The organism is Phenylobacterium sp. (genome assembly GCF_019636135.1).
Taxonomy (GTDB): domain Bacteria; phylum Pseudomonadota; class Alphaproteobacteria; order Caulobacterales; family Caulobacteraceae; genus Phenylobacterium.
The window spans coordinates 26,180-53,125 of sequence record NZ_JAHBYD010000018.1; the positions used below are offsets into that span (position 1 = coordinate 26,180).

At 71.5% G+C, this 26,946-nt stretch carries 24 protein-coding genes; 14 read left to right on the forward strand and 10 right to left on the reverse strand.

The features are described 5' to 3' along the window. Window positions 1-135 precede the first annotated feature (135 nt). Complete coding sequence (locus tag KF737_RS13640) at window positions 136-2,487, forward strand: PAS domain-containing protein (protein ID WP_296455581.1); 2,352 nt, start codon at window positions 136-138, stop codon at window positions 2,485-2,487. A 183-nt stretch (window positions 2,488-2,670) separates the two neighbouring features. On the opposite strand, the gene KF737_RS13645 is transcribed toward KF737_RS13640, so the two are convergent. Further along, window positions 2,671-3,291 (reverse strand): response regulator transcription factor, encoded by a 621-nt coding sequence (locus tag KF737_RS13645; RefSeq protein WP_296455583.1) that lies wholly within the window; start codon window positions 3,289-3,291, stop codon window positions 2,671-2,673. Then, window positions 3,291-4,970 (reverse strand): histidine kinase, encoded by a 1,680-nt coding sequence (locus KF737_RS13650; RefSeq protein WP_296455586.1) that lies wholly within the window; start codon window positions 4,968-4,970, stop codon window positions 3,291-3,293. Before KF737_RS13650 ends, KF737_RS13645 begins: the two co-directional genes overlap by 1 nt. Before the next feature lie 260 nt (window positions 4,971-5,230). On the opposite strand from KF737_RS13650, the gene KF737_RS13655 reads away from it, so the two are divergent. The 4 genes from KF737_RS13655 (at window position 5,231) to KF737_RS13670 (ending at window position 9,600) form a co-directional block, all read left to right on the forward strand. After that, window positions 5,231-6,004, forward strand: a complete 774-nt coding sequence (locus KF737_RS13655; RefSeq protein WP_296455588.1) for a PEP-CTERM sorting domain-containing protein — start codon at window positions 5,231-5,233, stop codon at window positions 6,002-6,004. Window positions 6,005-6,072: 68 nt separating this feature from the next. Beyond that, window positions 6,073-7,479: a M20/M25/M40 family metallo-hydrolase gene (locus KF737_RS13660; RefSeq protein WP_296455591.1), complete on the forward strand. Its 1,407-nt coding sequence runs from the start codon at window positions 6,073-6,075 to the stop codon at window positions 7,477-7,479. Between the two features lie 155 nt (window positions 7,480-7,634). Next, a complete protein-coding gene (locus KF737_RS13665; RefSeq protein WP_296455594.1) occupies window positions 7,635-9,299 on the forward strand; it encodes an MFS transporter in 1,665 nt (554 codons plus the stop codon). A 4-nt stretch (window positions 9,300-9,303) separates the two neighbouring features. Continuing rightward, on the forward strand, window positions 9,304-9,600 hold the full coding sequence (locus tag KF737_RS13670; protein ID WP_296455597.1) for a DUF1905 domain-containing protein: 297 nt from the start codon (window positions 9,304-9,306) through the stop codon (window positions 9,598-9,600). Window positions 9,601-9,603: 3 nt separating this feature from the next. Here the strand turns inward: KF737_RS13670 and KF737_RS13675 are convergent, their stop codons facing one another. The 3 genes from KF737_RS13675 to KF737_RS13685 all read right to left on the reverse strand — a co-directional run bounded on the left by KF737_RS13675 (window position 9,604) and on the right by KF737_RS13685 (window position 12,346). Next, entirely contained in the window at window positions 9,604-10,899 is a 1,296-nt protein-coding gene (locus KF737_RS13675) for a dipeptidase (protein ID WP_296455600.1), read from the reverse strand. Window positions 10,900-11,103: 204 nt separating this feature from the next. Next, window positions 11,104-11,988, reverse strand: coding sequence for a bifunctional precorrin-2 dehydrogenase/sirohydrochlorin ferrochelatase (locus KF737_RS13680; protein WP_296455603.1), 885 nt, complete (start codon window positions 11,986-11,988; stop codon window positions 11,104-11,106). A gap of 16 nt (window positions 11,989-12,004) precedes the next feature. Continuing rightward, on the reverse strand, window positions 12,005-12,346 hold the full coding sequence (locus KF737_RS13685; RefSeq protein WP_296455605.1) for a c-type cytochrome: 342 nt from the start codon (window positions 12,344-12,346) through the stop codon (window positions 12,005-12,007). Between the two features lie 589 nt (window positions 12,347-12,935). On the opposite strand from KF737_RS13685, the gene KF737_RS13690 reads away from it, so the two are divergent. Together KF737_RS13690 and KF737_RS13695 are read left to right on the forward strand one after the other, a co-directional pair. Next, window positions 12,936-13,850 (forward strand): acyltransferase, encoded by a 915-nt coding sequence (locus KF737_RS13690; RefSeq protein ID WP_296455608.1) that lies wholly within the window; start codon window positions 12,936-12,938, stop codon window positions 13,848-13,850. A gap of 74 nt (window positions 13,851-13,924) precedes the next feature. Then, window positions 13,925-14,200, forward strand: coding sequence for a hypothetical protein (locus KF737_RS13695; protein ID WP_296455611.1), 276 nt, complete (start codon window positions 13,925-13,927; stop codon window positions 14,198-14,200). A gap of 38 nt (window positions 14,201-14,238) precedes the next feature. Here KF737_RS13695 and KF737_RS13700 read toward each other — a convergent pair whose 3' ends face one another. Together KF737_RS13700 and KF737_RS13705 are read right to left on the reverse strand one after the other, a co-directional pair. Further along, window positions 14,239-15,675, reverse strand: a complete 1,437-nt coding sequence (locus tag KF737_RS13700) for a PepSY domain-containing protein (RefSeq protein WP_296455618.1) — start codon at window positions 15,673-15,675, stop codon at window positions 14,239-14,241. 16 nt (window positions 15,676-15,691) lie between these two features. Continuing rightward, window positions 15,692-17,668, reverse strand: a complete 1,977-nt coding sequence (locus tag KF737_RS13705) for a TonB-dependent receptor (RefSeq protein WP_296455622.1) — start codon at window positions 17,666-17,668, stop codon at window positions 15,692-15,694. A 141-nt stretch (window positions 17,669-17,809) separates the two neighbouring features. Here KF737_RS13705 and KF737_RS13710 point away from each other — a divergent pair, with 141 nt between their 5' ends. The 4 genes from KF737_RS13710 (at window position 17,810) to KF737_RS13725 (ending at window position 20,969) form a co-directional block, all read left to right on the forward strand. Further along, window positions 17,810-19,003 carry a helix-turn-helix domain-containing protein gene (locus tag KF737_RS13710; RefSeq protein ID WP_296455624.1) on the forward strand — a complete coding sequence of 398 codons (1,194 nt, stop codon included), beginning with the start codon at window positions 17,810-17,812 and terminating at the stop codon, window positions 19,001-19,003. Between the two features lie 54 nt (window positions 19,004-19,057). Beyond that, complete coding sequence (locus KF737_RS13715) at window positions 19,058-19,432, forward strand: PRC-barrel domain-containing protein (RefSeq protein WP_296455627.1); 375 nt, start codon at window positions 19,058-19,060, stop codon at window positions 19,430-19,432. A gap of 114 nt (window positions 19,433-19,546) precedes the next feature. Next, the gene (locus tag KF737_RS13720) at window positions 19,547-19,933 is read left to right on the forward strand and encodes a hypothetical protein (protein ID WP_296455629.1); all 387 of its coding nucleotides are present in this window, start codon (window positions 19,547-19,549) and stop codon (window positions 19,931-19,933) included. A 229-nt stretch (window positions 19,934-20,162) separates the two neighbouring features. Next, a complete protein-coding gene (locus KF737_RS13725; protein ID WP_296455632.1) occupies window positions 20,163-20,969 on the forward strand; it encodes a PEPxxWA-CTERM sorting domain-containing protein in 807 nt (268 codons plus the stop codon). A gap of 172 nt (window positions 20,970-21,141) precedes the next feature. Here KF737_RS13725 and dmeF read toward each other — a convergent pair whose 3' ends face one another. Continuing rightward, the gene (gene dmeF, locus KF737_RS13730) at window positions 21,142-22,113 is read right to left on the reverse strand and encodes a CDF family Co(II)/Ni(II) efflux transporter DmeF (protein ID WP_296455635.1); all 972 of its coding nucleotides are present in this window, start codon (window positions 22,111-22,113) and stop codon (window positions 21,142-21,144) included. Between the two features lie 167 nt (window positions 22,114-22,280). On the opposite strand from dmeF, the gene KF737_RS13735 reads away from it, so the two are divergent. Together KF737_RS13735 and KF737_RS13740 are read left to right on the forward strand one after the other, a co-directional pair. Continuing rightward, window positions 22,281-22,970 carry a heme-binding beta-barrel domain-containing protein gene (locus KF737_RS13735; RefSeq protein WP_296455638.1) on the forward strand — a complete coding sequence of 230 codons (690 nt, stop codon included), beginning with the start codon at window positions 22,281-22,283 and terminating at the stop codon, window positions 22,968-22,970. 44 nt (window positions 22,971-23,014) lie between these two features. Further along, complete coding sequence (locus tag KF737_RS13740; protein WP_296455641.1) at window positions 23,015-24,136, forward strand: GTP-binding protein; 1,122 nt, start codon at window positions 23,015-23,017, stop codon at window positions 24,134-24,136. Here the strand turns inward: KF737_RS13740 and KF737_RS13745 are convergent. Beyond that, window positions 24,133-24,318, reverse strand: coding sequence for a hypothetical protein (locus KF737_RS13745; protein ID WP_296455645.1), 186 nt, complete (start codon window positions 24,316-24,318; stop codon window positions 24,133-24,135). The genes KF737_RS13740 and KF737_RS13745 overlap by 4 nt on opposite strands. Window positions 24,319-24,556: 238 nt before the next feature. On the opposite strand from KF737_RS13745, the gene KF737_RS13750 reads away from it, so the two are divergent. Then, on the forward strand, window positions 24,557-25,318 hold the full coding sequence (locus tag KF737_RS13750) for a DUF72 domain-containing protein (RefSeq protein WP_367273232.1): 762 nt from the start codon (window positions 24,557-24,559) through the stop codon (window positions 25,316-25,318). Here the strand turns inward: KF737_RS13750 and KF737_RS13755 are convergent. Then, window positions 25,299-26,807, reverse strand: coding sequence for an HWE histidine kinase domain-containing protein (locus KF737_RS13755; protein WP_296455651.1), 1,509 nt, complete (start codon window positions 26,805-26,807; stop codon window positions 25,299-25,301). The genes KF737_RS13750 and KF737_RS13755 overlap by 20 nt on opposite strands. Between the last annotated feature and the right edge of the window lie 139 nt (window positions 26,808-26,946).

The window sequence follows — 26,946 nt, forward strand, 5'->3', positions numbered from 1 at the left end:
CCCTCTACGGACCGTGGCTGCGACCGGAAACGAGTAGAATCAACGCCATGCAACCCTAAATTTACATATCCGCCCTAAGGCTGCGCCCCGCCGAGGACAATTCCCGGGAACTGGGACCCGGCTCAGGGGGAGGCGATGCGGAAGAGCGCTGAAGGCGCCGCCGACAAGGCCGAGATGGCGCGCTGGCTGTTCGACAACAGCCGCGACCTCATGCAGGTGTGCTCGCCCGAGGGCGTGCTGCTGCAGGTCAACAAGGCCTGGTCCCAGTTCACGGGCCTGGGCGAGGCCGAGCTGGTCGGCCGCTCGGTGCTCGACTTCTGCCATCCCGACGAGGTCGCGGGCATCCGCGCCCGCGCCGAGGCGGCCAGGCCCGGCGACGTCAGCGAGGCCGAGGTGCGCCTGCGCGCCGTCGACGGCGCCTGGGTCTGGGTCGCGGCCCGCCGCCAGGTGATGGAGAACGGCTGCCACATCGGCAACATGCGCGACATCTCCGCCGAGCGCGCCTACCGCGAGGAGAGCGAGGAGGCGCGGCGCACCCGCAAGCTCCTGGGCGCCTCGGCCGGCCTCGGCATCTGGGAATTCGACCCGCGCACGGGCCTCATCTGGTGGTCGGACGAGATCCTGGGGCTGGTGGGCTTCGATCCCGACGTCGAGTGGACCGCCGAGCGCTTCTACGAGTTCGTGCATCCGAAGGACCGCGAGCCGCTCAGCAAGACGCTGGCCCAGGCCGTCGAGACGGGCGAAGCGGTCAAGGTCGAGCACCGCATCTGGGCCCGCGACCGCTGGCTGACCATGCGGGTCACGGTGCGCACCGAGCCCACCGAGGCCGGCGCCTTCGTCCTGAAGGGCATCTCGGAAGACATCACCCAGCTCGCCGAGGCCCGCGATGCGGCCCGGCGCGGGGAGCAGCAGGCGCGTCGCGCCCGGCGCGAGGTGGCGCTCAACGTCGCGCGCCTGAACCTGGCGCTGGAGGCGGCCGAGGCCGGCGTCTACGAGATCGACCACATCCGGCAGACCTTCTGGTGCTCGCCCGAGTTCGAGCGCATCACCGGCCAGAAGAACTCGAGCTACCGCGAGGCGACGGAGCTCCGCTATCCCGGCTTCCACGCCGACGACCTGCCGCACGTGCGCGCCTCGTTCCGGGCCCTGCACCGGGGCGACAAGAACTCAGGCGAGAGCTTCGAGGCCCGCATCGTGCGGCCCGACGGGACCGAGCGCTGGGTCCGCGTCTTCCACTACCTGCTGGTGGGCAAGAACGGCCGCTGGCTGAAGGCCGTGGGCCTGGTGCAGGACTGCGATGCGCTGAAGCGCCAGGAGCTGGCGCTGAAGGAGGCCCAGGCCGCGGCCGAAGCCGCCGGCGAGGCCAAGGCCGCCTTCCTCGCCAACATGAGCCACGAGATCCGCACGCCCATGAACGGCGTGATGGGCGTGCTGCACCTGCTGAAGGGCGAGCGGCTGTCGGACGAGGGCCGCGCGCTGCTGCGCGAGGCGCTGTCGTGCGGCCAGATGCTCTCGGAGCTGCTGAACGACGTCATCGACTTCTCCAAGATCGAGGCCGGCCGCCTGGAGCTGGCGTGCGAGCCGGTGGACCCGACGGGCCTGGTGGCCGGCGTCGTGCGGCTGCTGGAACCGCAGGCGCGGGCCAAGGGGCTCTCGATCGTGGTCGACGCCGACCCGAAGCTGGGCTGGGTGCGGTCCGACCCGGTGCGGCTGCGCCAGGCGCTGTTCAACCTCGTCGGCAACGCGGTGAAGTTCACCGAGGCGGGCCGCGTCGTGGTCCGCTGCCGCCGCGCCGACGCGGGCGTGCTGCGCTTCGAGGTCGAGGATACGGGCATCGGCATCGCGGCCGGCGCGCAGCACCGCCTGTTCGAGCGCTTCAACCAGGCCGACGCGTCCACCACCCGCAGGTTCGGCGGCTCGGGCCTGGGCCTGGCGATCACGCGCCGCCTGGCCGAGATGATGCAGGGGCAGGTGGGCTTCACCTCCGCGGAAGGCCAGGGCTCGACGTTCTGGTTCGAGGTCCGCGCCGAGGCCGCCGAGGCCCAGCCCGAGGCGGTCGAGACCACCGCCGGCGTGCTGGCCGGTGTCCGCGTGCTGGTGGTGGAGGACAACGCCACCAACCGCCTCATCGCCACCAAGCTGCTGGAGAACCTGGGCGCCGCGGTCGAGACCGCCGCCGACGGCTACGCGGGGGTCGAGGCGGCGGCCCGCGGCGGCTTCGACGTGGTCCTGATGGACATCCAGATGCCCGGTATCGACGGCGTCGAGGCCGCGCGCCGCATCCGCGCCCTCGGCGGCGCGGCGGCCGGGACGCCGATCGTGGCCCTCACCGCCAACGTCCTCGCCCACCAGCGGCAGGCCTACATCGACGCGGGCATGGACGGCGTCGTCGGCAAGCCCATCGCGCCGGCCACGCTGCTGGCCGAGATCGCCCACGCCGCCGCCCGCCGCGCCGGCGGCGAGGCGGTGGAGACCGCGGCGGCCTGAGGGAATCGCACGCGCTGGAGCGACGGTGAGGCCCGGGCCGCCGCAGCGCCCCCTCCACCACTTCGTGGTCCCCCTCCCCCGCTTCGCAGGGGAGGTACGCGAGGTCGATCGCTCCAAGTACCTCCCCCATTCATGGGGGAGGGGGACCCGAAGGGTGGAGGGGGCGCTACTGCCGCGCGGCGGCTAGCCGATGCCGCGGTCGCGGGCGAGCATGGCGAGCTCGGTGCGGGAGGAGACGCCGAGTTTCTCGTAGAGGTTGTGCAGATGCATCTTCACCGTGCCCTCGGAGATGCCGAGGTCGCGGGCGATCTCCTTGTTGCGCCGGCCCTGGGCCACCCGCCGCACCACGTCGGTCTCGCGCGGGGTGAGCGGCGTCGGCGCCGTGGCGGCCTGGCCGATCAGGCCCGCCACCTGGTCCATCGCCGCGCGGTCGATCCACTGGACGCCGTCCAGCACGCTCCGCGCGGCGCGCAGGATGATCTCGCCGCCGGCGCCCTTCAGCACCAGGCCGTCCACCCGCAGGCGCAGCGCCTCCATGATCGGCTCGGGGTCGAGGCCCGCGGTCAGCAGCAGGATGCGCGTCGGCCAGCCCTCGGCGCGGGCCTGCCGGAGGATCTCGATGCCGGTCATGCCCGGCATGTTGACGTCCAGCAGCGCGAGGTCCGGCCTGCGCTCGACGATCGCCGCGCAGGCCTGCGCACCGTCCTGGCCCCTGGCCACGACCTCGAAGTCCGCGCCGCCCAGCAGGCCCGAGATGGCCTCGAGCATCAGCGGATGATCGTCGGCGACGACGACGCTCGGCATCAGGCCGTCGCCAGCGGGACGTCGATGATCACGCTCGCTCCTTTCGCGCTCGACTTCAGTTCCAGCCGCCCGCCGAGGGCGCGCACCCGTTCGGTCAGCGTCCGTGGCGTGGCGCCCGTCGCGTCGGCATCGCCCGCCCCGACCTCTCCCTGGAAGGCGAAGCCGCGGCCGTTGTCGGTGATCACCAGGTTCAGCCGGTCGTCCGCGCCGCGCGCGGTGACGGTCACCTTCCCGGCGGCTCCGTGCCGGACCGCGTTGGCCACGGCCTCGCGCACGATGCGCGACAGGTCGTAGCCGACCTCCTGCGACACGCGCAGGTCGATGGGCGTGACGTCGGCCTGCACCTCGATCGTCCAATGCCGTCCCAGCCGCTCGGCGAGCTGGCCGAGTTCGTCGGCCAGGGGCTGCCTGGGTCCGGCGACCCCCCGGGCGGGGCGAAGCGTGGTGATGAAGCTCCGCAGCTCCAGCGCCTCGTCCGAGAACGACTGGCGCATCTGCTGGATGCGGGGACGGAGCCCGTCGGCCAGCCGCGCGTCACCCGCCAGGCTGTCGAGCTGCAGGCCCGCGCCGGCCAGGAACTGCAGCACCCCGTCGTGCAGGTCGCGGGCGAGGCGGATGCGGTCCTCCGCCGCCAGCGACGCCCGCCGCGCCCGCTGCGATTCCCAGCGTTCCAGGGCGACCGAGACCTGCGCGCTCACCATGGCGCCGACCTCCAGGTCCTCGGTGGCGGGCTCGCGGTGGTCCAGCACCAGCACCCAGGCGCTGATCCCGCGCGAGCCGGCAGGGATGACCAGCACCCGGTCGAACGGCAGCGCCGTGGCCAGCTCCGCCGCCAGCGGCGCGGCGGGGCCGCGCGCCGTGCGCCGGCCGCGGCGGGCCAGGGTCGTGCGGCTCTGCGGGTCGAACAGGAACACCGACTCCGCCACGTCGGGGTGGATCCAGTCGTCGTCGCCGCCGCCGGGCGGCAGGCGGTGCTCGAGGAAGCGCTTGTCGGCGAAGGTGAGCAGGGTCGCGTAGGGCTCGTCCTCCTCCTCCCAGAGCAGCATGCCGCGCTCGGCGCGGAACACGCTCATGGCGTGGCGCAGGCATTCGCGCACCGGCGGCGCCCCGTCGGACGGCTCCTCGGCGAGGGGATCGGAGAGGCGCGACAGCTCCTGCACCACCCGCTCGATGTGCCGGCCGAAGGCGGCGAGCGACACGGTGATGATGCCGGTGTAGCCGACCCGCAGGATGAAGCTCTGCGCGGCCTGGGCGTCGCGGTCGGCGCCGAACCCCACCTGCCAGCCGGCGGGCAGGAAGGCGACCAGGGTGAGCAGGCCCAGCGCCATCGCCCCGCGCGAGCCCCACTGGATGGTGGCGGCCAGGGTCAGCACGATGAAGGGGCTGAAGTAGGGGCTGTTGGCGCCGCTCGTGGCGTACAGCAGCACCGTGTAGATCGCGAAGTCGGCCCCGGCGAGGGGCGCGGCGACCCGCATCAGGGCGTAGACCAGCCGGCGGCTCTGGGTCGCGGCCAGAAGCGCGAGCGACCAGGCGAGGTTGCCGGCGATCAGCACGTCGACCCCCGGGTGCTCCTTGTAGGGGCCGAGCAGGAACGAGAACAGCATGAAGACGGCGAGGATCGCCCGCCCCAGCGCCACCACCCGGGCGCTGCGCACCGAGAACAGATAGCCCCCGTTCAAGGAAATCCTGCCTCCCAAGTCGTCGGCGCCGGCGGGGGGAAAAGGCCCGACCGCGGCAGTATCGCGGATCGTCCGGCCGGGCGACACCCTATCGAAAGTTAGGGGCGCCGCCTGACCGTCTGCCCGGATTGTTGCAGTGCAAACGCCGACTTAGCGTTCAATCGGATGGAGCCGGCGCCTACTGGGGTCACCCAGCCGGGGAGGTTGCCGAAGCCATCCGATCGTTTTGGCTTTTGTCTCAAGAAGGGACGGCTGGGGTTATGGCTATTCTCAACAAGGCGCTGCTCGGCGCCGCGGCGGCGCTGGCGCTCAGCGCGACGACCGCACAGGCCGCGACGGTGATGTTCGCGGCCTACGACACCGGATCGAGCACGGCGAGGAACCTTCGCCTCGTGCGCGGCAGCGGCGCAAACGCCGACTCGGCCACGATCTACACGACTGCCACGGCCACCGCGACGAGCGCCGGCGCCGCGCCGGTGCTGTTCTCGTTCCTGGACGAGCCCTCGCTCTCGGGCTTCACGGACCTGGCCGCGAACTTCACGCTGACCGGCACGGTCACGCACACGGCGGCGCTGTTCGACGGGAACACCTACACCCAGACGGGCATCAACGGGCAGTTCCAGTTCGTCTATGCCGGGCCCACGACCACGATCAACGGGTTCAACCTGGTCAAGGACGTCTCGGTCCTGTTCAGCGGCACGTTCACCAACGCCTGGATCCAGGGCTTCGGCGGCGTGGGCGGCCTGGACGTGACCGTCGCCAACGGCGGCAGCGCGACCTTCAACTCGGCCTACTACGACGTCGCGGCGTTCACGCCGGGCTCGGACGAGTTCACGTTCAAGCTGGCGACGATCACGGCCCCGCTCGGCCGGGCCAACGCCAATTCGGCGCTGAACTCGTTCCGGGCGCACATGACCGGCTCGTTCCAGGCCGACGCCGTGCCCGAGCCGGGCGCCTGGGCGCTGATGATCGGAGGCTTCTTCGGCTCCGGCGCCATGCTGCGCAGCCGCCGCCGCAGGGTCCACGCCGCCTAGCACCCCACGCTGGGCGCCCGCCGCGCCGCGTGCTTGACTGGCGCCTTCCGGTCTGGAGGGTGTCGGACATGCGTGCGGTTGCGGCGGGTTTCGCGGGCCTGGTCCTGATGGGAGCGGGCGCCACCCATGCGCAGGCGCTGCGCCCGGACCAGCAGGCGTTCCGCGAGATCTACAAGGAGCTGGTCGAGACCGACACCTCGCTCAGCGCCGGCAGTTGCACCGAGGCCGCCGCGAAGATGGGCGCCCGCCTCAAGGCCGCGGGCTTCCCCGACGGCGACCTTCACTACCTGACAGAACCGGACCACCCGAAGGAAGGCGGGCTCGTAGCCGTCCTGCCGGGCTCGGACCCCAAGGCCGGCGCGGTCCTGCTGCTGGGCCACCTCGACGTGGTGGAGGCGCGGCGCGAGGACTGGACGCGCGATCCCTTCACCCTGATCGAGGAAGGCGGCTACTTCTACGGCCGCGGCACGGCCGACATGAAGGGCCTCGACGCCATCTGGGTCGACACCCTGATCCGCCTGAAGCAGGCGAAGGCGCCGCCGAAGAAGACGCTGAAGATGGCGCTCACCTGCGGCGAGGAGACCGCCGAGGCGTTCAACGGCGCCGACTGGCTGGTCAGGAACAAGGCCGACCTCATCAGGTCCGACTTCGTGCTGAACGAAGGCGGCGGCGGCCGGCTCTCGGCCGACGGCGTGCGCGAGCTGCTGTCGATCCAGGTGGGCGAGAAGGCGGCGCAGAACTACCTGGTCACCGTCACCAACCCGGGCGGCCACTCCTCGCGGCCGCGGCCCGACAACGCGATCTACCAACTGGCCGAGGCGCTGCTGAAGGTGCGCGCCCACGTCTTCCCGACCGTGTTCACCGACACCACCCGCGTCGGCCTCGGGCTCCGCGCGCAGCAGGGCGACGCCGTCGGCGAGGCGCTCAGGAAGCTGCTGGCCGACCCCGCCGACGCCGAGGCCGCCCGCGTGGCCGCCACCGACGTGAACGTGAACTCGATCCTGCACACCAACTGCGTCACCACGCGCCTCGACGCCGGCCATGCCAACAACGCCCTGCCGCAGCGGGCCACCGCGGTGATCAATTGCCGCATCATCCCGGGCGAAACCGTCGAAGGCACGAAGGCCACGCTGGACCGCATCATCGCCGACCCCGGCGTGAAGGTGGAGGTCATCCCGCCCGTCCGGCCCATCGCCACCAGCCCGCCGCTGGACCCCAGGGTGGTCGATCCGATGAGGAAGCTGGCCGCCAGGCACTTCCCCGGCGCGCCGCTGATCCCGTCGATGTCGTCGGGCGCCACCGACGGCCGCTACTTCGGCCCCGTGCAGACCCCCGTCTACGGCGTCCCCGGCCTCTTCGGCGACCCCGACGGCAACGGCGTCCACGGCCTGAACGAACGCATCCGCGTGACGTCCCTCTACGACGGCCGCGACTACCTCTTCGACCTCGTGAAGGCGTACGTCGGGGCGAGATAGTGCGCCGCCCAGGGTGCTACCGCCTGTCATCCCGGTTTCGCCGCCCAGGCGAAGACCGGGATGACAGGCGTGAAGGCGGTTGATGATGCTTCGGGATTGGCTCCCGCCGCCAAACCGATGCTAGATCACCCGACGAGTCCGGGGAGAAGCAACGCATGGCGGAGATCGCCGCTCAGGGTGAGCCTGAGGTCCTGCCGAGGTCGTCGCTGCGCACGGTGGTCGCGGCGAGTTCGGCCGGCACCACGTTCGAGTGGTACGACTTCTTCGTCTTCGGCAGCCTGACGGGCGTCATCTCCAAGACCTTCTTCACGGGCCTGCCCGAGACGGCGGGCCTCGCCGCGGCGCTGGCGCTGTTCGGCGCGGGCTTCCTGTTCCGGCCGCTGGGGGCGCTGGTGTTCGGGCGCATCGGCGACCGGGCGGGGCGCAAGGGCGCGTTCCTGGCCACGGTGCTGCTGATGGGCGGCGCCACCGTCGCGATCGGCCTGCTGCCCAGCTACACCCAGGCGGGCATCGTCGGCCCGGCGCTGCTGATCCTGATGCGCATCATCCAGGGCTTCGCGCTGGGCGGGGAGTACGGCGGGGCGGCGATCTACGTCGCCGAGCACGCGCCGGCGAACGGGCGCGGCGCGGCCACCTCCTGGATCCAGACCTCGGCGGCGTTCGGCCTCTTCGCGGCGCTGCTGGTGATCCTGGCGACGCGGCTGGCGGTCGGGACCGAGGCGTTCGACGCCTGGGGCTGGCGCGTCCCGTTCCTGGTCTCGGGCCTGCTGCTGGCGATCTCGATCTGGATGCGGCTGAAACTCTCGGAGAGCCCCGAGTTCGCCAAGCTCAAGGCCGAGGGTAACGAGACCAAGGCGCCCTTCAAGGAAGCCTTCGGCCGGTGGCCCAACCTGCGCCTCGTCCTGATCGCGCTGGTGGCGATCATGTTCGCCCAGGGGGCGGTCTGGTACACGGCCTTCTTCTACGTGCAGACCTTCATGGAGCGGTTCATGAAGGCGCCGCCCGAGACCATCAACCTCCTGATGATGTCGGCGGTGGCGGCCTCGGCGCCCCTCTACGTCTTCTTCGGCTGGCTTTCCGACCGGGTCGGCCGCAAGCCGGTGATGCTGTTCGGCATGACGCTGATGCTCGTCGCCTACTTCCCCGGCTTCCACATGCTGACCCAGACGCTGAACCCGGCGCTGGCCGAGGCGCAGGCGAGGACGCCGGTGGTGGTGATCGCCGACCCCGCCGACTGCGCGCTGCAGTTCGACCCCGTGGGCAAGGCGAAGTTCCTGAGCGCGTGCGACATCGCCAAGTCGACCCTGGCCAACGCCGGCGCCTCCTACACCACCGAGCCGGGCGTTCCCGGCCGCGCGGCCCTGGTGCGCATCGGCGACCAGACCATCCCGTCGACCAGCGCCGTGGGCCTCCCGCCCGACGTCGCAAAGGCGGTGAAGGCCTCGGTCGAGAACCGCCTGAAGACCGCGCTGGCCCAGGGCGGCTATCCCGAGAAGGCCGACCCGAAGCGGATGAACCTGTGGGGCGCGTTCGGCGTGCTGCTGGTCTTCACCATCGCGGCGACGGCGCTCTACGGCCCGATCGCGGCCTGCCTGGTCGAGCTGTTCCCGACGCGGGTGCGCTACACGGCCATGAGCCTGCCCTACCATATCGGCACCGGCTGGGTGGGCGGCTTCGTGCCCTTCACCGCCTTCGCCATCGTGGCCGGCACGGGCCATCTCTACGCCGGCCTCTGGTATCCCTTCGCCTTCACGGCGCTCTCGGTCGTGGTGTGCCTGTTCATGCTGCCCGAGACCAAGGGCAAGCCGCTGAGCGCCTGAGGCCGTGCGCTACGAGGCCGAGGCGGAGGTCTGGCTCTACGCCGGCGCCAAGACCGTCTGGCACTTCGTGAGCCTGCCGGCGGCGTACTCCGAGGGCATCCGCGGCCTGCGCGGGCCGAAGGCGCGGGGCTGGGGGTCGCTGCGCGTGACGGCCACCATCGGCGAGACCACCTGGCGCACCTCGATCTTCCCCGACCGGCGCACCGGCGCCTTCATCCTGCCGCTCAAGGCCGAGGTCCGCCACGCCGAGAACATCGGCCAGGGCGACCGCATCCAGGTGGCGGTCGAGATCGAGCTTTAGGGCCTACTTCCTGCCGTCCGTGTCCGCGAGAGTGGCGTAGCTGGGCGGGGTCGTGGCCTGCAGCTTCTTCGCCACCGCCTCGGCTTCGCGGAGCGCGCGCAGGACGTTGCCGCCCGCCACCTTGCCCAGGTCCTCGTCCGACCAGCCGCGCCGCGCGAGCTCGGCCAGCAGGGCGGGGAACTTGTCGACGCCGTCCAGGCCGTCGGGCGTGTCGCCGATGCCGTCGAAGTCGGAGCCGATGCCCACGCAGTCCACGCCGCAGACCCTGGCGATGTAGTCCACGTGGTCGGCGACCATGGCCAGCGTCACCGGCGGCTTCGGGTGCGCCTTGTCCCAGGCCGCCAGGGCCGCGGCGGCCTTCTCGGGCTGGCCGATGTAGAGGCCGCCGAAGGGCGGAGCGTTGTAGCGCGCCTGTTCGGCCGAGCGGTCGGCCGCCCACTCCATGCGGGCGCGGTTCACGTAGTTCGGCAGGAAGTTGACCATCACCACGCCGCGGTTGGCCTTCACCAGCGCCAGCACCTCGTCCGAGACGTTGCGCGCGTGGTCGGCGACGCCGTCCGCGCCGGAGTGGGAGAAGATCACCGGCGCCTGGGTGACGCGCAGCGCGTCCTTCATCGTCCCCTCGGAGACGTGGCTGAGGTCGACCAGCATGCCGGTGCGGTTCATCTCCCGCACCACCGCCTCGCCGAAGGGCGTCAGGCCGTCGTGCTGCGGGTTGGCCGTCGCGCTGTCGGCCCAGCGGGTGTTGAGCGCATGGGTCAGGGTCATGTAGCGGGCGCCGGCGGCGTAGAGCTGGCGCAGGGCGGGCAGGCTGTCGCCGATCTGGTGGCCGCCCTCGATGCCGACCAGCGAGGCGATCTTCCCGGCCTTGTGGATGCGCACCACGTCGTCGGCGGTGTAGGCCATCTCGAAGGTCGCCGGATAGCGCGCGGCCAGGCCCTTCACGATGTCGATCTGCTCCAGGGTCATCTGCACGGCGACCGGCCCGTCGAAGGTGGACGGAATGTAGACGCTCCAGAACTGGCCCCCGACGCGGCCGGCCTTCAGGCGCGGGATGTCGGTCATCATGCCGGGTCCGCCGGGCTCCACGAGGCCGCTGGTGTCGTGCTCGAAATCGAGCTTCTCGGGGTGGACGCCGAACCGCTGGCGCAGGCCCCAGGGCACGTCGTTGTGCCCGTCGATCAGCGGCGTGCCCTTGAGCACCTTCTCCACCCGCGCGGCGATCTTCGGATCGACCGCCTGGGCCTGAGCCGTGGTAGCCAGCACGAACACGGAAGCGGCGGCGAGCAAAAGGCGCATGCGGAATCCCCAGGTTGAACCGCCACCCTAGAGCGCGCGCGCAGGCGCCACCAAGCCACCACCCTCTCGAACGTCATCCCGCGGCTTGTCCGCGGGACCCATGCACGCGTGAGAAGCAAGCTGACCTGCGGCGTCACCGCTGCGGGCCCACCGAACCGCGGCGTTCATGGGTCCCGCGGACAAGCCGCGGGATGACGTTCGGGGTCAGGAGGCGATGGGCAGGACCTGGGTCGTGACGCCGGCGGCGGTCAGCGCCGCCTGTTCCGTGCGCCATGCCGACCCGGTGATGAGGCGCGCGACGGTGAGGCCTTCGGCGGCGAGGTCGGCGAGTTGCGCGGGGCTCTGCGGCGCCAGGCGCTCGGCGTCGCGGCGAGCGAGCGCCAGGACGTCGGTGTGGGCGGCGTCGTCGCAGACCAGCACGTCGGCGGCGGCGAGCGCGCGGGCGGCGCGCAGCGTGAGCAGGTCGGCGGGGCCGCGCGCGTCGATGTACTGCACGACGCCCGAGATCTGCGGGCTGTCGAAGAGGGCGGCGCGCAGCCGCTCCTTGGCGCCCTCCATGTCGCCGGCCATCGCGGCCTCCGCGGCAGGGCCGGAGAGCGCGCCGCGCAGGAAGCGCCGCCGGGCGTGCGCCTCGGGCAGCGCGCCGCGGATCTCGTCCTGCATCAGGCGGAAGAGGGCGGCCACGCGCCCCGTGCCTTCGGGCAGCCGCGCCTCGACGTCGTGGCGCAGCATGGTCGCCAGCATGGGCGAGGCGCCGCCGGTCCCGATGGCCGCCACCACCTCGCCGCGGTCGATCACGGCGGGGGTGGTGAAGTCGCACAGCGCCGGGCGGTCGACCACGTTCACCGGCACGCCCGCGGCGCGGGCCGCCTCGGCGGCCTGGCGGGCCCAGGCGTCGTCGGCGCCGGCGACGAAGGCCAGCGTCATCCCGGCGTAGGCGCGGCTGTCCAGCGCCTCGGCGGGGCTCAGGCGCACGACGCTGGCGGGCGAGCCCTCGAACAGGCGCGCCTTGGCGTCCGCGGCCTCCCCCTCGCCCGCGATCGCGACCGACCGGCCGCTCAGCGGGAAGAAGGCGGGAAAGGCGTCCATGCCGCCCAGGGTAGGGCTATTTCAGGGCCTTGAGGTAGTCGATGATCGCCGCGCGGTTCTCCTCCGCGGGCACCCCGATCAGCATCTTGGTCCCCGGCGCGAACTGCGCCGGCGCCTTCAGGAAGGCGTCGAGGTTGGCGTCGGTCCAGGTCCCGCCCTTGGCCTTCAGGCCCGGCGAGTAGGCGAACCCCGGCTTGGACGCGATGTCTCCGCCGGCCACGCCGTTCAGCGTCGGCCCCATCACCGACCCGCCGTGGCACATCTTGCACTGCATGTTGAAGAGCTGCGCCCCGTCGGCCGCCAGCGCGGGCGCGGCGGAAAGCGAGAGAAGAGCAGCAAGAGCGGCGGCGCGGTACATGAAAGCTCCCAAGGTCAACGTCGCGTTCGTCGGCGCGGTACGGAATACCCTTCGACCCCGGCCGACACCAAGGTTCGATTTACGCCGGTGTCCGGGCAGCGTCAGGGTCTCCCACAAATCAGCCAGTCTCCGAGGGTCCATGCCGACGACGGTCGATGTGAACGGCATGGCTTCGAACGTCACGTCGCCGCCGGACACGCCGCTCCTATGTGCGCCCGGAGATGAACCGGGGCTGACCGGCGCGACATACGGCTGCGGCGTCGCGCAATGCGGCGCCTGCACGGCGCCGGCCGGGCAGGTTGGGAAGCCTGGGCCGACCCCAACTTCTCGGACTTCGCACCACACTGCTCCACCCTGACCGCTTCGCGGTCTGTCCCTCCCCATCAGCGCAGGGCGATCGCATATGGTTTGTGGGCGAGCTTGTCCGCCCGATTCATGAACCGCAGAGACACGCAGAGAGCTCGCGGATCCACCGGAATCCTCTGCGTATCTCCGCGATCTCTGCGGTTTGACCGACGGCCTTTCGGCCGCCCGAATCCGTATGTGATCGCCCTCCCCATCGAGGCAGGGAAGGTGCTACCCAGCGGGCATGAACTTCGACCTGATGCGGCTGGCGGCGGCGATGCTCGTCGTCGTGAGCCACACCTTTCCGCTGTCGGGGGCCGAGCCGCTGCGCATCCGGGGCGTCGAGGACCTGGGCGCGCTGGGCGTGTCGATCTTCTTCGTGATCTCGGGCTACCTCGTCACCGCGAGCTACCTGCGCGACCCGAAGAGCTATCTCGTGAAGCGCATCCTGCGGATCGAGCCCGGGCTGATCGCCTCGCTGGTGGTCACCGTCGTCCTGCTGGCCTTCGTCACGACGGCGCCCGCCGCCGAGTACTGGCCCGCCGCGGCGATGTACGTGGTCCGCAACGCGCTGCTTTATCCCGCCACCTACGAGCTGCCCGGCGTGTTCGCGGCCGCGCCGCTGGCGGGCGTGGTCAACGGGGTGCTCTGGACGCTCAGGCTCGAGTTCACATTCTACGTCGTCCTGATGCTGATCCGCGCCCGCCCCGCGCTGGTCTACGCCCTGGCCGCGGGCTGTGGCGTCGTCTGGCTCGCGATGACGCTCGCGACGCCCGGCTGGGCCGGAGAGCAGCTCACCCGCATCGCCTACCTCGGCGCCCGCAACGGGCTCCTGTTCTTCGCCGGCGCGGCGTTCCAGTTCGTCCGCTGGCGGCCGCCGCTGTGGCTGGGCGGGGTCTCGGTCGTGGCCTTCCCGCTGATCGGGCCGCTGGCCCTGCCGACCGCGGTCCTCGGCCTGGCGCGGCCCGGCAAGCTGCCCGCCGACCTCAGCTACGGGATCTACATCTACGCCTTCCCGATCCAGCAATGGCTCGCTGTCGAGGGGCGGCTGAACCTCGTCACGGCCGTCCTGAGCGTCGTGCCCTTCGCGGTGGCGAGCTGGTTCCTGGTCGAGCGGCCCGCGATGAAGCTGAAGCCCGGGCCGCGGCCGGCGTGGTGAGGGTTTTTCCGCCCGCCCGGTGAACCGATCACGCGTTCGTGCGCTCTACCTCCACTGCGAAGGAGAGAACCCACATGCGCATGATGATTGTCGCGGTCGCCGCCCTGGGCGCCCTGAGCCTGGCCGCCTGCGAGAGCAAGGCCGACAAGAACGCCGAGGCCCAGGCTGACGCCGTGAAGGCCGACGCGAACGTGGCCGCCACCCAACTGGAGACCCAGGCCGACGCCGCCAAGGAAGCCGGCGCCCCGGACGCCACGGTCGACGCCATGAAGGACCAGGCCGACGCGACTCGCGAGGCCGCCGACGCCAAGGGCGACGCCATCGAAAAGGCGGCCGGCAAGAAGGACTGACCCGTCTCCAGGTCCGGGAGAGTGGGAAGCCCCGCGGCTCAGCCGAGCTTCGGGGCTTTTCGTCCGACCCGGGCGAGGTCGTCCCGGGCGCGCCGGAAGCCCAGCCAGACGCCGGTCGCGACGCCGAGGGCCGCGGCCAGCAGCAGCAGGACCATCGCCGCCGCCCAGCCCGCGCCGCGGTCGAAGCCGTCGATGAAGTCGAGGCGGTGCATGCCCTCGAACCACCAGCGATAGCTGACCGCCGTCCCGTCCAGGGCGCCCCGCACCCGCCCCGAGGCCGGGTCGAGATAGACGCGCAGGCCGTCGGTCAGGATCACGCGATAGACCGGCAGGCGCACCGGCTCGTGGTGGCCGCGGTAGTACTGGTCCTCGGTCGTGAGCAGCTCCGCCGAGCGCGCCGCGCCCAGGCGCCTCGCCGCCGCAGCGAGGTCGCCGGCCGCCAGCGGCGCCGGCCGGCCGGCGGCGTCCAGCCGCTTGCCGTCGGCCATCAGGAAGATCTGCCCGCCCAGCGGCGCCGCCTCGATCCGGCGCGCGGCGACGCCCGCCGCCCGGGCCGCCAGCAGCGCCTCGCGCAGGTCGCCGAACGAGACCGCGCCCGCCACCTGCTCGACCCGCGGGTCGCCGTCGCTCTCCAGCAGGCCCCAGGGGTTCATCGACAGCAGCCCGCTCGCCACCCAGGTCAGCGTGAGGATGCCGGCCGCCAGCCCCGACAGGTGGTGCCACGCCATCCAGCCCCGGAACGGCGTCAGCCGCGCGTCGCGCCAGGGCCGCCAGCTCACGACGCCGAGGTAGAGGCCGGTCACGGTCAGGAAGGTCCCGATCACCGACGTCCAGATCACCACTTGCGCCCAGAGCTTCGTGTCCGCGCGCAGGATCTCCGGATAGAGCCAGTGCGGGATCGGCCCCAGCCACGCGCCGATCTTGCCGGCCCGGTCGACCGCCTGCGCCACCTGCCCGGTCTTCGCGGAGACGTAGACGTCGGTCCGCGCCGGGTCGTCGAAGGCGAAGACGTAGAAGGGCCGCGCCTTGTTGAAATAGCCGGTGACCGTCCACTGGTCGCGCTCGACCGCGCGCGCCATGCCGGGCCTGCCGGCGATCCCGTGGCCCTCCGCATAGGCCGTCGCGACCGCCGCGGCCTCGCCCGAGGTGACGTGATGCGCCGGCTGGCCGGTGGTCAGGTCCAGCACCTGGCCGTCGAAGCGCAGCACGGGGCGGCCGGCCAGGTCCTCGACCCGCGCCGCCATCACCTGCTGCACGTCCTGCACGTCGCCGAAGGCGCAGCACTGGCCCCAGGCGATGGGCCGCAGCCCCGCCGCCCGGTCCTCGTCGCGCACCTCGGGCCAGTGGGCGAACAGCATCGCGATCCCGCTCAGGAACCAGAGCAGCATCAGCAGGCCCATCGCCACGCCCACGTAGCGGTGCGTCACCACCAGCCACCTGGGCGCCCAGGGCTTGCGGCCCGGCTTCGCGGGCATGGGACGAGGGGGCGCCTCAGAAGGAATAGGCGTAGCTCAGGTTCAGCGTCCGCGGCACGCCGCGAAAGCGGTAGAGGAACCGCTGGGTCGAAAGGTCGATCACGGCCGAGTTCACCCGCGTGGCGTAGTCCTCGTCGAAGGCGTTCTCAAGCCGGGCCGTGAGCCGATGCCTGCGCGTCGCCGGGTCGACGTAGACGTGCGCCGCCAGGTCCACCACGACGTAGTTTCCATAGTTCACCCGGCCGAAGCCCGTGACCTGCTGACGGACGTCGCCGGTCCAGAGCACGCTGGCCGAGGCGCCGAAAGGACGATCGGCCGGTTCGTAGACGATGGACCCCTTCGCCTGGGCCTTCGGGATGCGGTCGAACTGCCGCCCAGCGCCGGCCGCCCGCGTGCGGGTGTAGGCGAAGGAGCCGCGGGTGCTCCAGCCGTCGGCGATCCGGGCCGTCGCCTGGGCTTCGACGCCGCGCGAGCGGACCTTGCCGGCGGTGTTGACGTAGATCCCGTCCGGGAAGCCCGGCTGGTCGTAGTCGTCGACGATCAGGTCGTCGATCTTCCGCGCGAAGCCGGTGACCCGCCAGGTGAAGCGATCGACCTCGCCGCCGACGGCGAGGTTGCCGTTCAGGCTCTGCTCCGGCTTCAGGTCCGGATTGCCGACCGCGCAGCAGGGGTCGATCCCGAAGAGCTGTTCGGCGCTGGGCAGGATGAACGACGTGCCGACCATGCCCTCCAGGTAGATCGCGGGCGTCACGTCCCAATGACCCGACACGTTCCAGACCGCCTTGTCGGTCTCGTCGGTCCTGTTGAAGCGCACGCCGGCGGCGAGGTAGGCGTTCGCGATCAGGTCGTCGGTGGTCCGCACCTGGGCCACGAAGGCCTGCACCTTCTCGGTCTGCTGGGCGATCAGCAGCACGTCGTCGCGGCCGTTGAAGTTCTGGTAGTCGTAGCCGAGCTGGTACTCGAACCCGCGGTGCAGGTTCAGCTTGGCCAGGACGGAGACGCCGTAGTCCTCGTAGCCCCAGTAGGTCAGGTCGTCGATGATCACGCCCGGCGCGGCCGGGTTACCGGGCACGTTGTTGACCGTCGAATAGACGCTGTCCCAGTCGTGATAGTAGCCCTTCACCGAGAGCTGCACCCGCTCGCTGGCGTTCCAGTCGAGGCTGACGCTGCCGATCTCCTCGTCCCGGTCGTTGAACGACAGGCGCGTGAGCCGCGGGTTCGGATAGTCCAGGTGCGCGTCGGTGTGCTGGTAGTAGAGGTTCAGCGCCAGTCGCTCGGAGAGATCGATCCCCAGCTTGCCGCCGAAGCTCACCACGTCGTAGCCGCGCTTCCGGAGCGTCGCGCTGGGCTGGTAGACGTCGAAGACGCGGTAGCCGTCGGCCTCGTCCTTCGAGACCCAGGCCACGAACTTCGCCGGCCCGGCCGGGCCGCGGACCATCAGGTCGGCATGGACGCCGTCGTTGGTGTGCCCGCCGATCGTGAACGTCCCGCCGAGCGCGTCGGCATAGGGCCGGGTGACCACGTTGATCACGCCGGCGGCCGCCTGGGTGCCGTAGAACAGGCTCTGGCCGCCCTTCAGCACCTCGATGCGCTCGACCATGCTGGCCGGCAGCGTGTCGGCGGGGCTGGTCGAGGTGTAGAGCCGGTTGTTGATCCGCACGCCGTCGACCAGCCAGAGGACGTCGCCGGTGCGCGAGCCCTGCAGCGAGATGTCGGCGTACGAGAACGGCCCGTTGCGCGGCGCCAGGAACAGGCCCGGCGTCTGCATCTGCAGCGCCTGGCCCACGTCGACGTAGATGTTGTCGCGCAGGACCGCCGGGGTCACCACCTCCAGGTCGCTGCCGTAGCGCGACAGTTCCTGCGGCAGCGTCTCCTCGAGACGGGCGCCGGTCACCACCAGCTCGTCCACTTCCGCCGCGGCCGCGTGGGCCAGGCCCGGCGCCATCGCCGTCATCGCCGCGCCGGCCAGCAGCGCGCGCCTCAAACCGTTCATCACTGTCCCCTCGCGCGGCGGTGGGTCCGCCGTCCGGATGACGCGGCGATAGGACGCCTCCCCCGCGCGGGGCGCGTACTTTACGGTTTCCAGGCCCGTTACAGGGGGTTACAGCAGGGGCCTCCGGGTCGAAGGAACGGTATGAGCGACGGGGTCTCCGAAGCGCTGGCGCAGCAGGTGGCGCGCGTCCGCGCGGCCGGGGTGCTGGGCCGCAGCCAGGGCCTCGCGCGCCTGTTCGACTACCTCGCAGACCCGGCCCGCGGCGGCCGCACCCTGCGCGAGGCCGACGTGGCGATGGACGTGTTCGGCCGCGGGCTCGACCTCACCGGCGACGCCTCGGTGCGCGTCTACGTCCACCGCCTGCGCAAGAAGCTGGACGAGTTCTACGCCGGCCCCGGCGCGGCCGAGCAGCACCGCCTGGTGATCCCGGTGGGGGAGTACCGGCTGGACGTGGTCGCGGCCCCCGAGGCCGTCGAGGCGCCGGCCGTTCCGCAGGCGCGCCCGCGCTGGCTCATCCCCGCCGCGATCGCGGCTGCGCTGCTGGTCGCCCTCAACCTCGGCGCCTGGTGGTTCGTGGCCCGCGCGATCGCGCCCTACCGCGAGCTGGAGCGGGTCGCCGCGGCCCCGCTCTGGGCCGGCCTCGGGCGCGACCGGCCGGTCGTGGTGGTGGTGGGCGACTACTACATCTTCGGCGACACCGAGTACGGCCGCGAGCCCAAGCGGATGATCCGCGCCTTCGAGATCAACTCGCCGGCCGATCTCGACGCCTGGCTGATGGACAACCCCGAGCTCCAGGGCCGCTACATCGACCTCGACACCTACTACACGCCCGTCGGCGCCACGCTGGCGCTGCGCGAGATCATGCCGCTGGTGCGCGAGGCGGCGGGCGGGCCCGACCGCGTGCGCGTGATCACCGCCTCGCGCCTGACGCCCGACATGCTGAAGAGCTCCGACATCGTCTACGTCGGCTACCTGTCGGCGCTCCGCGCGCTGCAGGGGCCGGTGTTCGACCGCTCGCGCTTCTCGATCGGCGCCACCTACGACGAACTCGTCGACCGCAGGACCGGCCACACCTACACCTCCGGCGCGGGCGCGGCGCCGGGCGACAGGCCCAACCGCGACTACGGCTACCTCGCCGCCTTCACCGGCCCGGCGGGCAACCGCTTCGTCATCGTGGCCGGGAACCGCGACATCGGCGTCATGCAGACCGCCGAGATCGCCACCGACCGCAAGTCGCTCTCGGCCCTGAAGCCCGGCCCGCTGGAGGCGCTCTACGAGGTGGACGGCGTGGGCCGCACCAACATCGGGGCCAAGCCCGTCGTCGCCAGCCGCTGAACCCCGGGCGGGACTTCGCCGTTTAGCCTGCGACCCAATCGAGGAGGTTCGAACATGACCGCCCGCAAGCCCGCGCACCCGCTGATCCCCGCCGACCGCGTCAACGGGACGGATGTCGTGAACAAGGCCGGCGACAAGCTGGGCAAGATCGAGGACGTGGCCATCGAGAAGGTCTCGGGCGAGGTCGCCTACGCGATCCTGTCGTTCGGCGGCCTGCTCGGCCTCGGCGCGAAGTACCATCCGGTGCCGTGGAAGCTGCTGAAGTACGACGCCGACAGGCGCGCCTACGTCGTCCCGATGGAGAAGGCCGACCTGGAGACGGCGCCGATGATCGACGAGACGGAGCTGTCGGGCTGGACCGACGAGGCCACCCGCGACGCCATCTTCAAGTACTACGGCGCCTACGGCGTGGGCCCCTACTGGATGTAGCGGCGAAATCGTGCGGCCGCCGGGGCTGACAAACCGGGTCAGCTTGGGTTCAGGTGGCGGCGGCCCAGGTAGGGGCCGTCATCCGTTCCCGATCACCGAGCGTAGTCCGAGCCCATGCGTCGCCTCCTGTTCCCGCTCCTGCCCGCCGTCCTGGCGGCCTCCGCCGTACACGCGGCGCCCCCGCCCGCCCAGGCGAGCCTCGCCATGGCGTTCGGCAACACGGTCAAGGCGCTCTATGCCGACGGCAAGGCCCAGCGCATCTGGTTCAGGCCCGACGGAAGCTGGGAGGCCGTGGGCAAGCGCGGCAAGTGGTCGTCGGGCAAGTGGTCGCTGAAGGACGAGAACAAGGTCTGCCTCAAGCAGTCCCGGCCGTTCCCGGCGCCCTTCAAGTACTGCACCGAGTTCCCGGCCAACGGCCGCCCGGGCGTCGTCTGGACCTCGCAGGACATGTACGGCGAGCCGATCAGGCTGACCGTCGTGCGCGGCATCGAGCGACCGTGAGGAGCACGACGTTCGGCGAACGAGATACATAGGAGGGCGGAATCCGCCGTCGCGGATATTTCTGACGGAATCGCTGAAATTCTGGCGAGACGCGAACGGCGCAACCTGACGACGCAACTCATTTGGCCCGTTTTCCATGGCCAAGCTTGCGTTAACCCTGATCTCTCTTAGCGTCCGCGACCGTTCGCCGCAGGGGGCGGCGGACCTACGGGAACGGGGAAACACTCAGATGATGAAGCATATTCTCGCCGGGGCGGCGCTCGCCCTGGTCGCCACCGCGGCCCAGGCCGACGTGGTCACGCCGGCCGACCTCCAGGGCTGGGCTCCGGCCAACGTCCGCGCCAACGGCGCGGTGGAGATCACCGGCGCCTACAAGCCCGCCGGCGAAACCGGCTCGCTGCAGTTCACCACCAATACCGGGTCTGCGGCCGACACCACCGACAAGGCGGACTACGTCCACGCGCTGAACGGCACGCTCGGGGACCTGATCAACGGCGGCGCCCTCAGCTTCGACTACTTCGTCGACTCCAGCAGCACCGTGCCCGAGTACCTGGCTCCGGCGCTGCGCCTGGGCTTCCTCGACGAGGCCAGCGGCAAGACAGGCTACCTGATCTGGGAGGACGTCTACAACGGCGGGGCCGTCGGGACGTCGGTGCCCAACGACACCTGGGTGTCGAACGACATCCTCGGGGGCAACTTCTGGCTCCGCAGCTTCTCGCCCGGGTTCACGGTGGAGAACTACGGCGTCTCGCTGTCCGAATGGGCCGGCGGCCAGGGCTACACCACGCCGGGCGGGACCTTCAGCCTGAGCGCCGCCACGCGCATCCTGAGCGTCGAGGTCGGCGTCGGCTCGGGCTGGGGCGGTGCGTTCAACGGCGCGGTCGACCATGTGCTCGTCGACTTCGGCACGGGCTCGGGCGGCGTGAGCGCCAACTTCGAGTCGGGCGTGCCCGAACCCGGCGCCTGGGCGCTGATGATCCTCGGCTTCGGCGGGGTGGGCGCGGTCCTGCGGCGTCGTCAGGCGGTTGCGGCCTGAGCCGGGACGTCTCGCGGAACAGACAGGCTGTACGACGCCCGGAACCGCAAGGTTCCGGGCGTTCGGCCCTCAGTCCTCGCTGCGGGCGGCGGCGGCCACGACGGCGCAGAGGGCTAGGCCACGTCCCCCTCGGAAATGCCGCCTCCACCCGGGCATGAACGCTTCCGCCAGCTCAACCGTGTCCATGGCCATGGTGATGGTCGTGCGGTTCCGTCGCCCCTCGCACCTCCACGGTCACATGGCTGACGCCGGCCAGTCCGGCCAGGCGGGCGCGGTAGGTCGCCACGGGCTTGGGATGCGCCGCCGCGATGACGGCGATCACGGCGTGATGGCCGGGGCCCAGGCGCCAGAGGTGCAGGTCGATCACCCGCTCGCCCTCGTCGGAGAGCCGGCGGCGCACCTCCGCCGTCAGTTCGGGCGAGGGATTGATGTCCAGCAGGGACGCGCCGGCGCGGCGCATCAGCGTCCCGGCGAACTGCGCCACGAGGACCGCGGCCAGGAGGCCCGCCAGCGGGTCGGCGAACGCCCAGTGCAGCCAGCGCCCGGCCAGCACGGCCAGCAGCGCCAGGACCGAAACCGCGGCGTCGGCCGTCAGGTGCAGGTGGGCGGCCGAGAGGTTGAGGTCGCCCTGTCGGTCGCCGCGCGACGCCTGCGCCCCGGTGGGCCTGAGCAGCCAGATGCAGACCAGGTTCACGGCTAGGCCTGCGGCGGCGATCGGCAGGGCGTCGTGGTAGTCCACCGCCTGAGGGGCCAACAGGCGGCTCGCGCTCTCGACGCCCATCAGCACCGCGGTCACCGCCAGCACCACCCCGTTCGCGAAGCCCGCGAGGTAGCCCAGCTTGCCGGTGCCGAAGCTGAAGGCCGGGTTGCCCGCGTGGCGCCGCGCCAGCGCATAGGCGGCCGCCGCGACCAGCAGGGCCACGACGTGGGCGCCCATGTGCAGGCCGCTCGCCATCAGGGCCATGGACCGCGTCGCGGCCCCGCCGACGACCAGCGCCGCCAGCGTCGCCGTGCAGATGGCGGCGACGATCCAGGTGCGGCGCTCGTTCCGCAGGTGGTCGGCGCCGAGGTAGACCCGGTCCGCCCGGAACGCGTCCAGCGCTTCGGGCGGGTCCGGCCGTTCCGGTGCGGTCGTCGAACTCACGGGCGATCCTGGCGCGCTCAAGGGTGAAGCGTTATCTTATAACACATGACGGGCGTCAAGGCGTGGGCGTCCCGGACGTCGCGTCCTCGCCCGCCGGGGCCGCTCGCCACCCGCAGGCGGCTCGATTATATGGTCCGGCGTGACGCTGGGCAGAGGGGACGCAGACGGTGACGCCAGGACAGACGGACTTTCCGGACGACATCTTCACCGAGCCTGAGGACGTCGATCCCGACACCCTGGCGAACCTCGGCCCGCTGACCCGCCTCGCGGGCGTCTGGGAAGGCCACAAGGGCGTCGACGTGAACCCCAAGGCCGAGGGGCCCGAGCGGCGCGTCTACCTCGAGCGCATCGAGATGCAGCCGATCGACCCGCAGCCCAACGGCCCGCAACTGTTCTACGGCCTGCGCTACCACGTCCACATCGCCACCGACGAGGAGGACACCACCTTCCACGACCAGGTGGGCTACTGGTTATGGGAGCCGAAGACCGGGCTGATCATGCAGACCCTGGCGATCCCGCGCGGCCAGGTGGCGCTGGCCGGCGGCCACGCGAAGCCGGGCGACAAGGTCCTGCGCGTGCGCGCCGAGCGGGGCTCGCCCAGCTATGGCATCGGCTCGACCGACTTCCTGGAGTGGGCGTTCCGCACCGAGTCCTTCGAGCTGGAGGTCACCTTCCACGACGACGGCCGCTGGAGCTACGTCTCCGACACCATGCTGGCCGTGCGCGGCCGGGCCGAGCCGTTCCGCCACCGCGACCGCAACACGCTCGGCAAGGTGGGCGAGCCCACGCCCAATCCGCTGGTGCGGATCCGGCGCGACGGCGTCCCGCCCCGCGTGGCCCACGGCATGACGGGCTGACGCATGGGCTTGGCCGCCGCCGCCGCGGCGACTACATGACCGCCATGAGCGAAGCCGCGACCGCCGCCAAGACCCCCGTCACCGTCCTCACCGGCTATCTCGGCGCGGGCAAGACGACCCTGCTGAACCGGATCCTGACCGAGAGCCACGGCAAGACCTACGCCGTGATCGTCAACGAGTTCGGCGAGATCGGCATCGACAACGACCTGATCGTCGGCGCCGACGAAGAGGTCTTCGAGATGAACAACGGCTGCGTCTGCTGCACGGTGCGCGGCGACCTGATCCGCGTCCTCTCGGGGCTGATGAAGCGCCAGATGGGAAAAGGGGGGCGGAAGTTCGACGGGATCATCGTCGAGACCACGGGCCTCGCGGACCCCGCCCCGGTGGCCCAGACCTTCTTCGTGGACGACGACGTCCGCGCCAGGACCGAGCTCGACAGCGTGACGACGGTGGTCGACGCCAAGCACCTGCCGCTGCGCCTGAAGGACTCCAGAGAGGCCGCCGAGCAGATCGCCTTCGCCGACCAGATCATCCTCAACAAGACCGACCTCGTCACCCCGGCCGAGCTGGCCGAGGTGGAGAAGGCGATCCGCACGCTGAACCCGATGGCGCCGATCCGCCGCGCCGAGCGCTCGAACGTGCCGCTGGACGCGATCCTGGGCCGCCACGCCTTCGACCTGGCGCGCGTCACCGAGCTGCAGCCCGACTTCCTGAACCCGGCGCACGGCGAGGCGGGCCACGTCCACGACGAGACCTGCGACCACCACGAGCACGACGACCACCATCATCACGATCATCATGGCCATGACCACGATCATGACCATGGGCACGGCCACGCTCATATCCACGACCATGTCGCGGAGAGCGGCATCCGCTCGGTCTCGCTGAGGTCGGACAAGCCGATCGACGCCAACCGCGTCACCGCCTGGCTCAACAACGTGCTGCAGACGCAAGGGCAGGACATCCTGCGCGCCAAGGGCATCCTCGACATCAGGGGCGAGGCCCGCCGCCTGGTGTTCCAGGCCGTCCACATGATCCTGGAGGGCGACTTCCAGGGCGAGTGGAAGGACGGCGACCCGCGCTACTCCCGCCTGGTCTTCATCGGCCGCAACCTGAACGAGGACGCCCTGCGCGCCGGCTTCGAAAGCTGCGTCGCCGCCGCCTAGGCCGCGAGCGGGTTGGTCGCCAGCCGGCGCAGGCAGCTCGCGGCGACCACCTCGGGCCGCACGTGGCCGCACCAGGCGAAGCTGCGCCCGCCGCGCCATTCCAGGATCAGCCGGCGGCCGTCCAGCCGGAACCGGCCACGGTGGGTCTGCGATCCGACCGAAACCTCGACTTGCCGCCACATCGTCGTCGCGCCTTCGCGCCGGTTACGAGGTCATTCCGGCCCCACCTGAGCCTCCAAGCCTGAACGAGGGCGGTTACATGCGGATTAATGGTGAACGGTGGTCCGCGAGCGTCGGAACATCTTGAGAACCTGGCGACGAGCGGCTACGAGTCCGCGGCGACCTCGGAGGACGGCGATGGCTCAGGCGGGCAGGGTCCGGTGTGGGATCGGGGGCTGGACGTTCGAGCCCTGGCGCGGCGTGTTCTACCCGCCGAAGTGGCCCCAGGCGAAGGAGCTGGAGTACGCCAGCCGCCGCCTCACCGCGATCGAGATCAACGGCACCTACTACTCGTCCTTCAAGCCCGAGAGCTGGGCCAAGTGGCGCGCGGCGACGCCCGAGGGGTTCAGGTTCGCGGTGAAGGCCAGCCGCTTCTGCACCAACCGCAAGGTTCTCGCCGACGGCAGGCAGAGCGTGGGCGTCTTCCTGAACCAGGGCCTGACCGAGCTCGGCGACCGGCTGGGGCCGATCCTGTGGCAGTTCATGCCCACCAAGAGGTTCGACTACGACGACTTCGCGGGCTTCATGGACCTGATGCCGGACAAGGTGGGCGACCTGCCCGCCAAGCACGTGTTCGAGGTGAGGAACGCCACCTTCAACGACCCGAAGTTCATCGGCCTGTGCCGCGACCGCGGCATCGCGATCTGCAACTCCGACAATGAGAAATACCCGTTCATCCCGGATATCACCGCCGACTTCGTCTACCTGCGCCTGCTTTCGGCCGACGACGGGATCCCCACCGGCTACGAGGCCAGGGACCTCGACCTCTGGGCCGGACGCTTCAGGACCTACGCCGAAGGCCATGTGCCGGGCGACTTCACGCCGGTGGACCGCACCGGTCCGCCCGAGGGGCCGCGCGACGTCTACGCCTTCGTGATCCACGAGGGGAAGGTGCGCGCGCCGGCCGCCGCGCAGGAATTCATCAAGCGGGTGGATCCCGACTTCAGGCCGGCCGGGGACTGAGGTTCTCCGGTCCGGTGTGGGGGCCGAACACCGGATCGTCGAGGGCGTCGTCGGGCGCGGGACCGGGCTCGGGCTGGAACGGCGCGCTGATGCGGCAGCGGACGCCCGGCCGCTCGAAGGCGATCTTCACCTCCCCGCCGAGTTCGTGGGCCAGGCCGCGCTCCAGCAGGCGCGAGCCGAAGCCGCGCGCCTTCGGCGGCTCCACCCGCGGGCCGCCCAGTTCCTGCCAGTCGACGATCAGGCGCGCCGGATCGGTCTCGGGATCCAGCCGCCAGCGGACCGAGACGCGGCCCTTCTCGTTGGAGAGCGCCCCGTACTTCACCGCGTTGGTCGCCAGCTCGTGGCCGCCCATCGCCAGGGCCAGGGCCATCTTCGGCGAGATGCGCAGGTCCGGACCCGCGAGGGTCACGCGCTCGCCGCCGGCGTGCGGCGCCATGGTGCGCTGGAGGACCGCGCGCAGCGAGGCGCCCGCCCAGCGCTCGCGGGTCAGGATGTCGTGCGTCCAGGCCAGCGCCATCAGCCGGTCCTCGAAGTCGGCCAGCGGCCCGCCGTCCTTCGCCCGGCCCAGGCTCTGCCGCGCCACCGACTGGACGGTGGCCAGCATGTTCTTCACCCGGTGGTTCAGCTCGTGGATCAGGAGCTGCTGGCGGCGCTCGGCGCGGGCGCGCTCGGCGACCTCGCGTTCGAGCCGCGCCTCGTAGAGCTTGTTGGCGGTGACGTCGACGGTGACGCCGCTCACGCGGACGGCGGCGCCGTCCGGGCGGCGCTCGACGACCGCGGCGCTGGAGCGGAGCCAGCGATGGCCGCCGTCGGCCGCCGACACGCGGTACTCGAAGGTGGCCTCGTCGGCCTCGCGCAGCTTGCCGAGCGCCTCGGCCACCGCGGGCTTGTCGTCATCGAACACGAAGGTGCGCCAGTCGGCGATCGCCTCCTCGTCGCGCGACGACGCCGAAAGGCCGACGAGCGCGCGGGCGGCGGCCGGGTCCAGCCAGCGCAGCGCGCCGCCGGCGCGCCACTCCCAGGTGGCGGCTCGGGCGGCCTGGTGGGCGAGGCGCAGGCTCTCGGTCATCGCGCGCAGGCGTCGCTCGTTGCGCCGCAGGGTGCGCTCGCCGCGTTCGCGGTCGGTGACGTCGCGCAGGAAGAAGGCGATGCCGCCCTCGACCGGCAGGCCGCGCACCTCGACCCATTCGTCGTCGGCGCCCGGGCGGGGCGTCACGAACTCCACCGGCGCCAGGTCGCGGATGGCGGTCAGGAACCGCAGCTCCATCGCCTCTCCGCCCAGCCGCGCGAGGACGGGCCGCAGCGGCTTGCCGATGGTCGAGGTGCGGAACGTCTGCAGGAACCGCGCGGCGGCCGGGTTGCAGTACGTCAGGCGGCCGCCGGCGTCGGCGGCGAAGAGGCCGTCCGCGCCCGCGATATCCAGAAGCGCCTTGCCCAGCTCCACCGCGAGCCCGGCGGGCTGAGTCCGATCGCGCCTTGTGGCCGCCATTCGAATCCCTCGGAGCGGCCCCCCACGCAGCACCATGCCACAACCTTTGCGCTTGCGTCCCGCCGTTTGGTTGCAGGCCGCCAGCGAACCTCCCCCGCTCCGCGGGCAGGGCGATCTCTGCGGTTTGACCGACGGCCTT

Excerpts from the sequence above, each read along its gene's own strand:
- KF737_RS13685 (WP_296455605.1), bottom strand. The coding sequence starts at position 12,346 with ATGTACCGCGCCGCCGCTCTTGCTGCTCTTCTCTCGCTTTCCGCCGCG.
- KF737_RS13695 (WP_296455611.1), top strand. The coding sequence starts at position 13,925 with ATGCGCATGATGATTGTCGCGGTCGCCGCCCTGGGCGCCCTGAGCCTG.
- KF737_RS13745 (WP_296455645.1), bottom strand. The coding sequence starts at position 24,318 with ATGTGGCGGCAAGTCGAGGTTTCGGTCGGATCGCAGACCCACCGTGGC.
- KF737_RS13675 (WP_296455600.1), bottom strand. The coding sequence starts at position 10,899 with ATGCGCCTTTTGCTCGCCGCCGCTTCCGTGTTCGTGCTGGCTACCACG.
- KF737_RS13725 (WP_296455632.1), top strand. The coding sequence starts at position 20,163 with ATGATGAAGCATATTCTCGCCGGGGCGGCGCTCGCCCTGGTCGCCACC.
- KF737_RS13715 (WP_296455627.1), top strand. The coding sequence starts at position 19,058 with ATGACCGCCCGCAAGCCCGCGCACCCGCTGATCCCCGCCGACCGCGTC.
- KF737_RS13710 (WP_296455624.1), top strand. The coding sequence starts at position 17,810 with ATGAGCGACGGGGTCTCCGAAGCGCTGGCGCAGCAGGTGGCGCGCGTC.
- KF737_RS13680 (WP_296455603.1), bottom strand. The coding sequence starts at position 11,988 with ATGGACGCCTTTCCCGCCTTCTTCCCGCTGAGCGGCCGGTCGGTCGCG.
- KF737_RS13660 (WP_296455591.1), top strand. The coding sequence starts at position 6,073 with ATGCGTGCGGTTGCGGCGGGTTTCGCGGGCCTGGTCCTGATGGGAGCG.
- KF737_RS13665 (WP_296455594.1), top strand. The coding sequence starts at position 7,635 with ATGGCGGAGATCGCCGCTCAGGGTGAGCCTGAGGTCCTGCCGAGGTCG.
- KF737_RS13740 (WP_296455641.1), top strand. The coding sequence starts at position 23,015 with ATGAGCGAAGCCGCGACCGCCGCCAAGACCCCCGTCACCGTCCTCACC.
- KF737_RS13755 (WP_296455651.1), bottom strand. The coding sequence starts at position 26,807 with ATGGCGGCCACAAGGCGCGATCGGACTCAGCCCGCCGGGCTCGCGGTG.
- KF737_RS13640 (WP_296455581.1), top strand. The coding sequence starts at position 136 with ATGCGGAAGAGCGCTGAAGGCGCCGCCGACAAGGCCGAGATGGCGCGC.
- KF737_RS13720 (WP_296455629.1), top strand. The coding sequence starts at position 19,547 with ATGCGTCGCCTCCTGTTCCCGCTCCTGCCCGCCGTCCTGGCGGCCTCC.
- KF737_RS13645 (WP_296455583.1), bottom strand. The coding sequence starts at position 3,291 with ATGCCGAGCGTCGTCGTCGCCGACGATCATCCGCTGATGCTCGAGGCC.
- KF737_RS13700 (WP_296455618.1), bottom strand. The coding sequence starts at position 15,675 with ATGCCCGCGAAGCCGGGCCGCAAGCCCTGGGCGCCCAGGTGGCTGGTG.
- KF737_RS13705 (WP_296455622.1), bottom strand. The coding sequence starts at position 17,668 with ATGAACGGTTTGAGGCGCGCGCTGCTGGCCGGCGCGGCGATGACGGCG.
- KF737_RS13690 (WP_296455608.1), top strand. The coding sequence starts at position 12,936 with ATGAACTTCGACCTGATGCGGCTGGCGGCGGCGATGCTCGTCGTCGTG.
- KF737_RS13655 (WP_296455588.1), top strand. The coding sequence starts at position 5,231 with ATGGCTATTCTCAACAAGGCGCTGCTCGGCGCCGCGGCGGCGCTGGCG.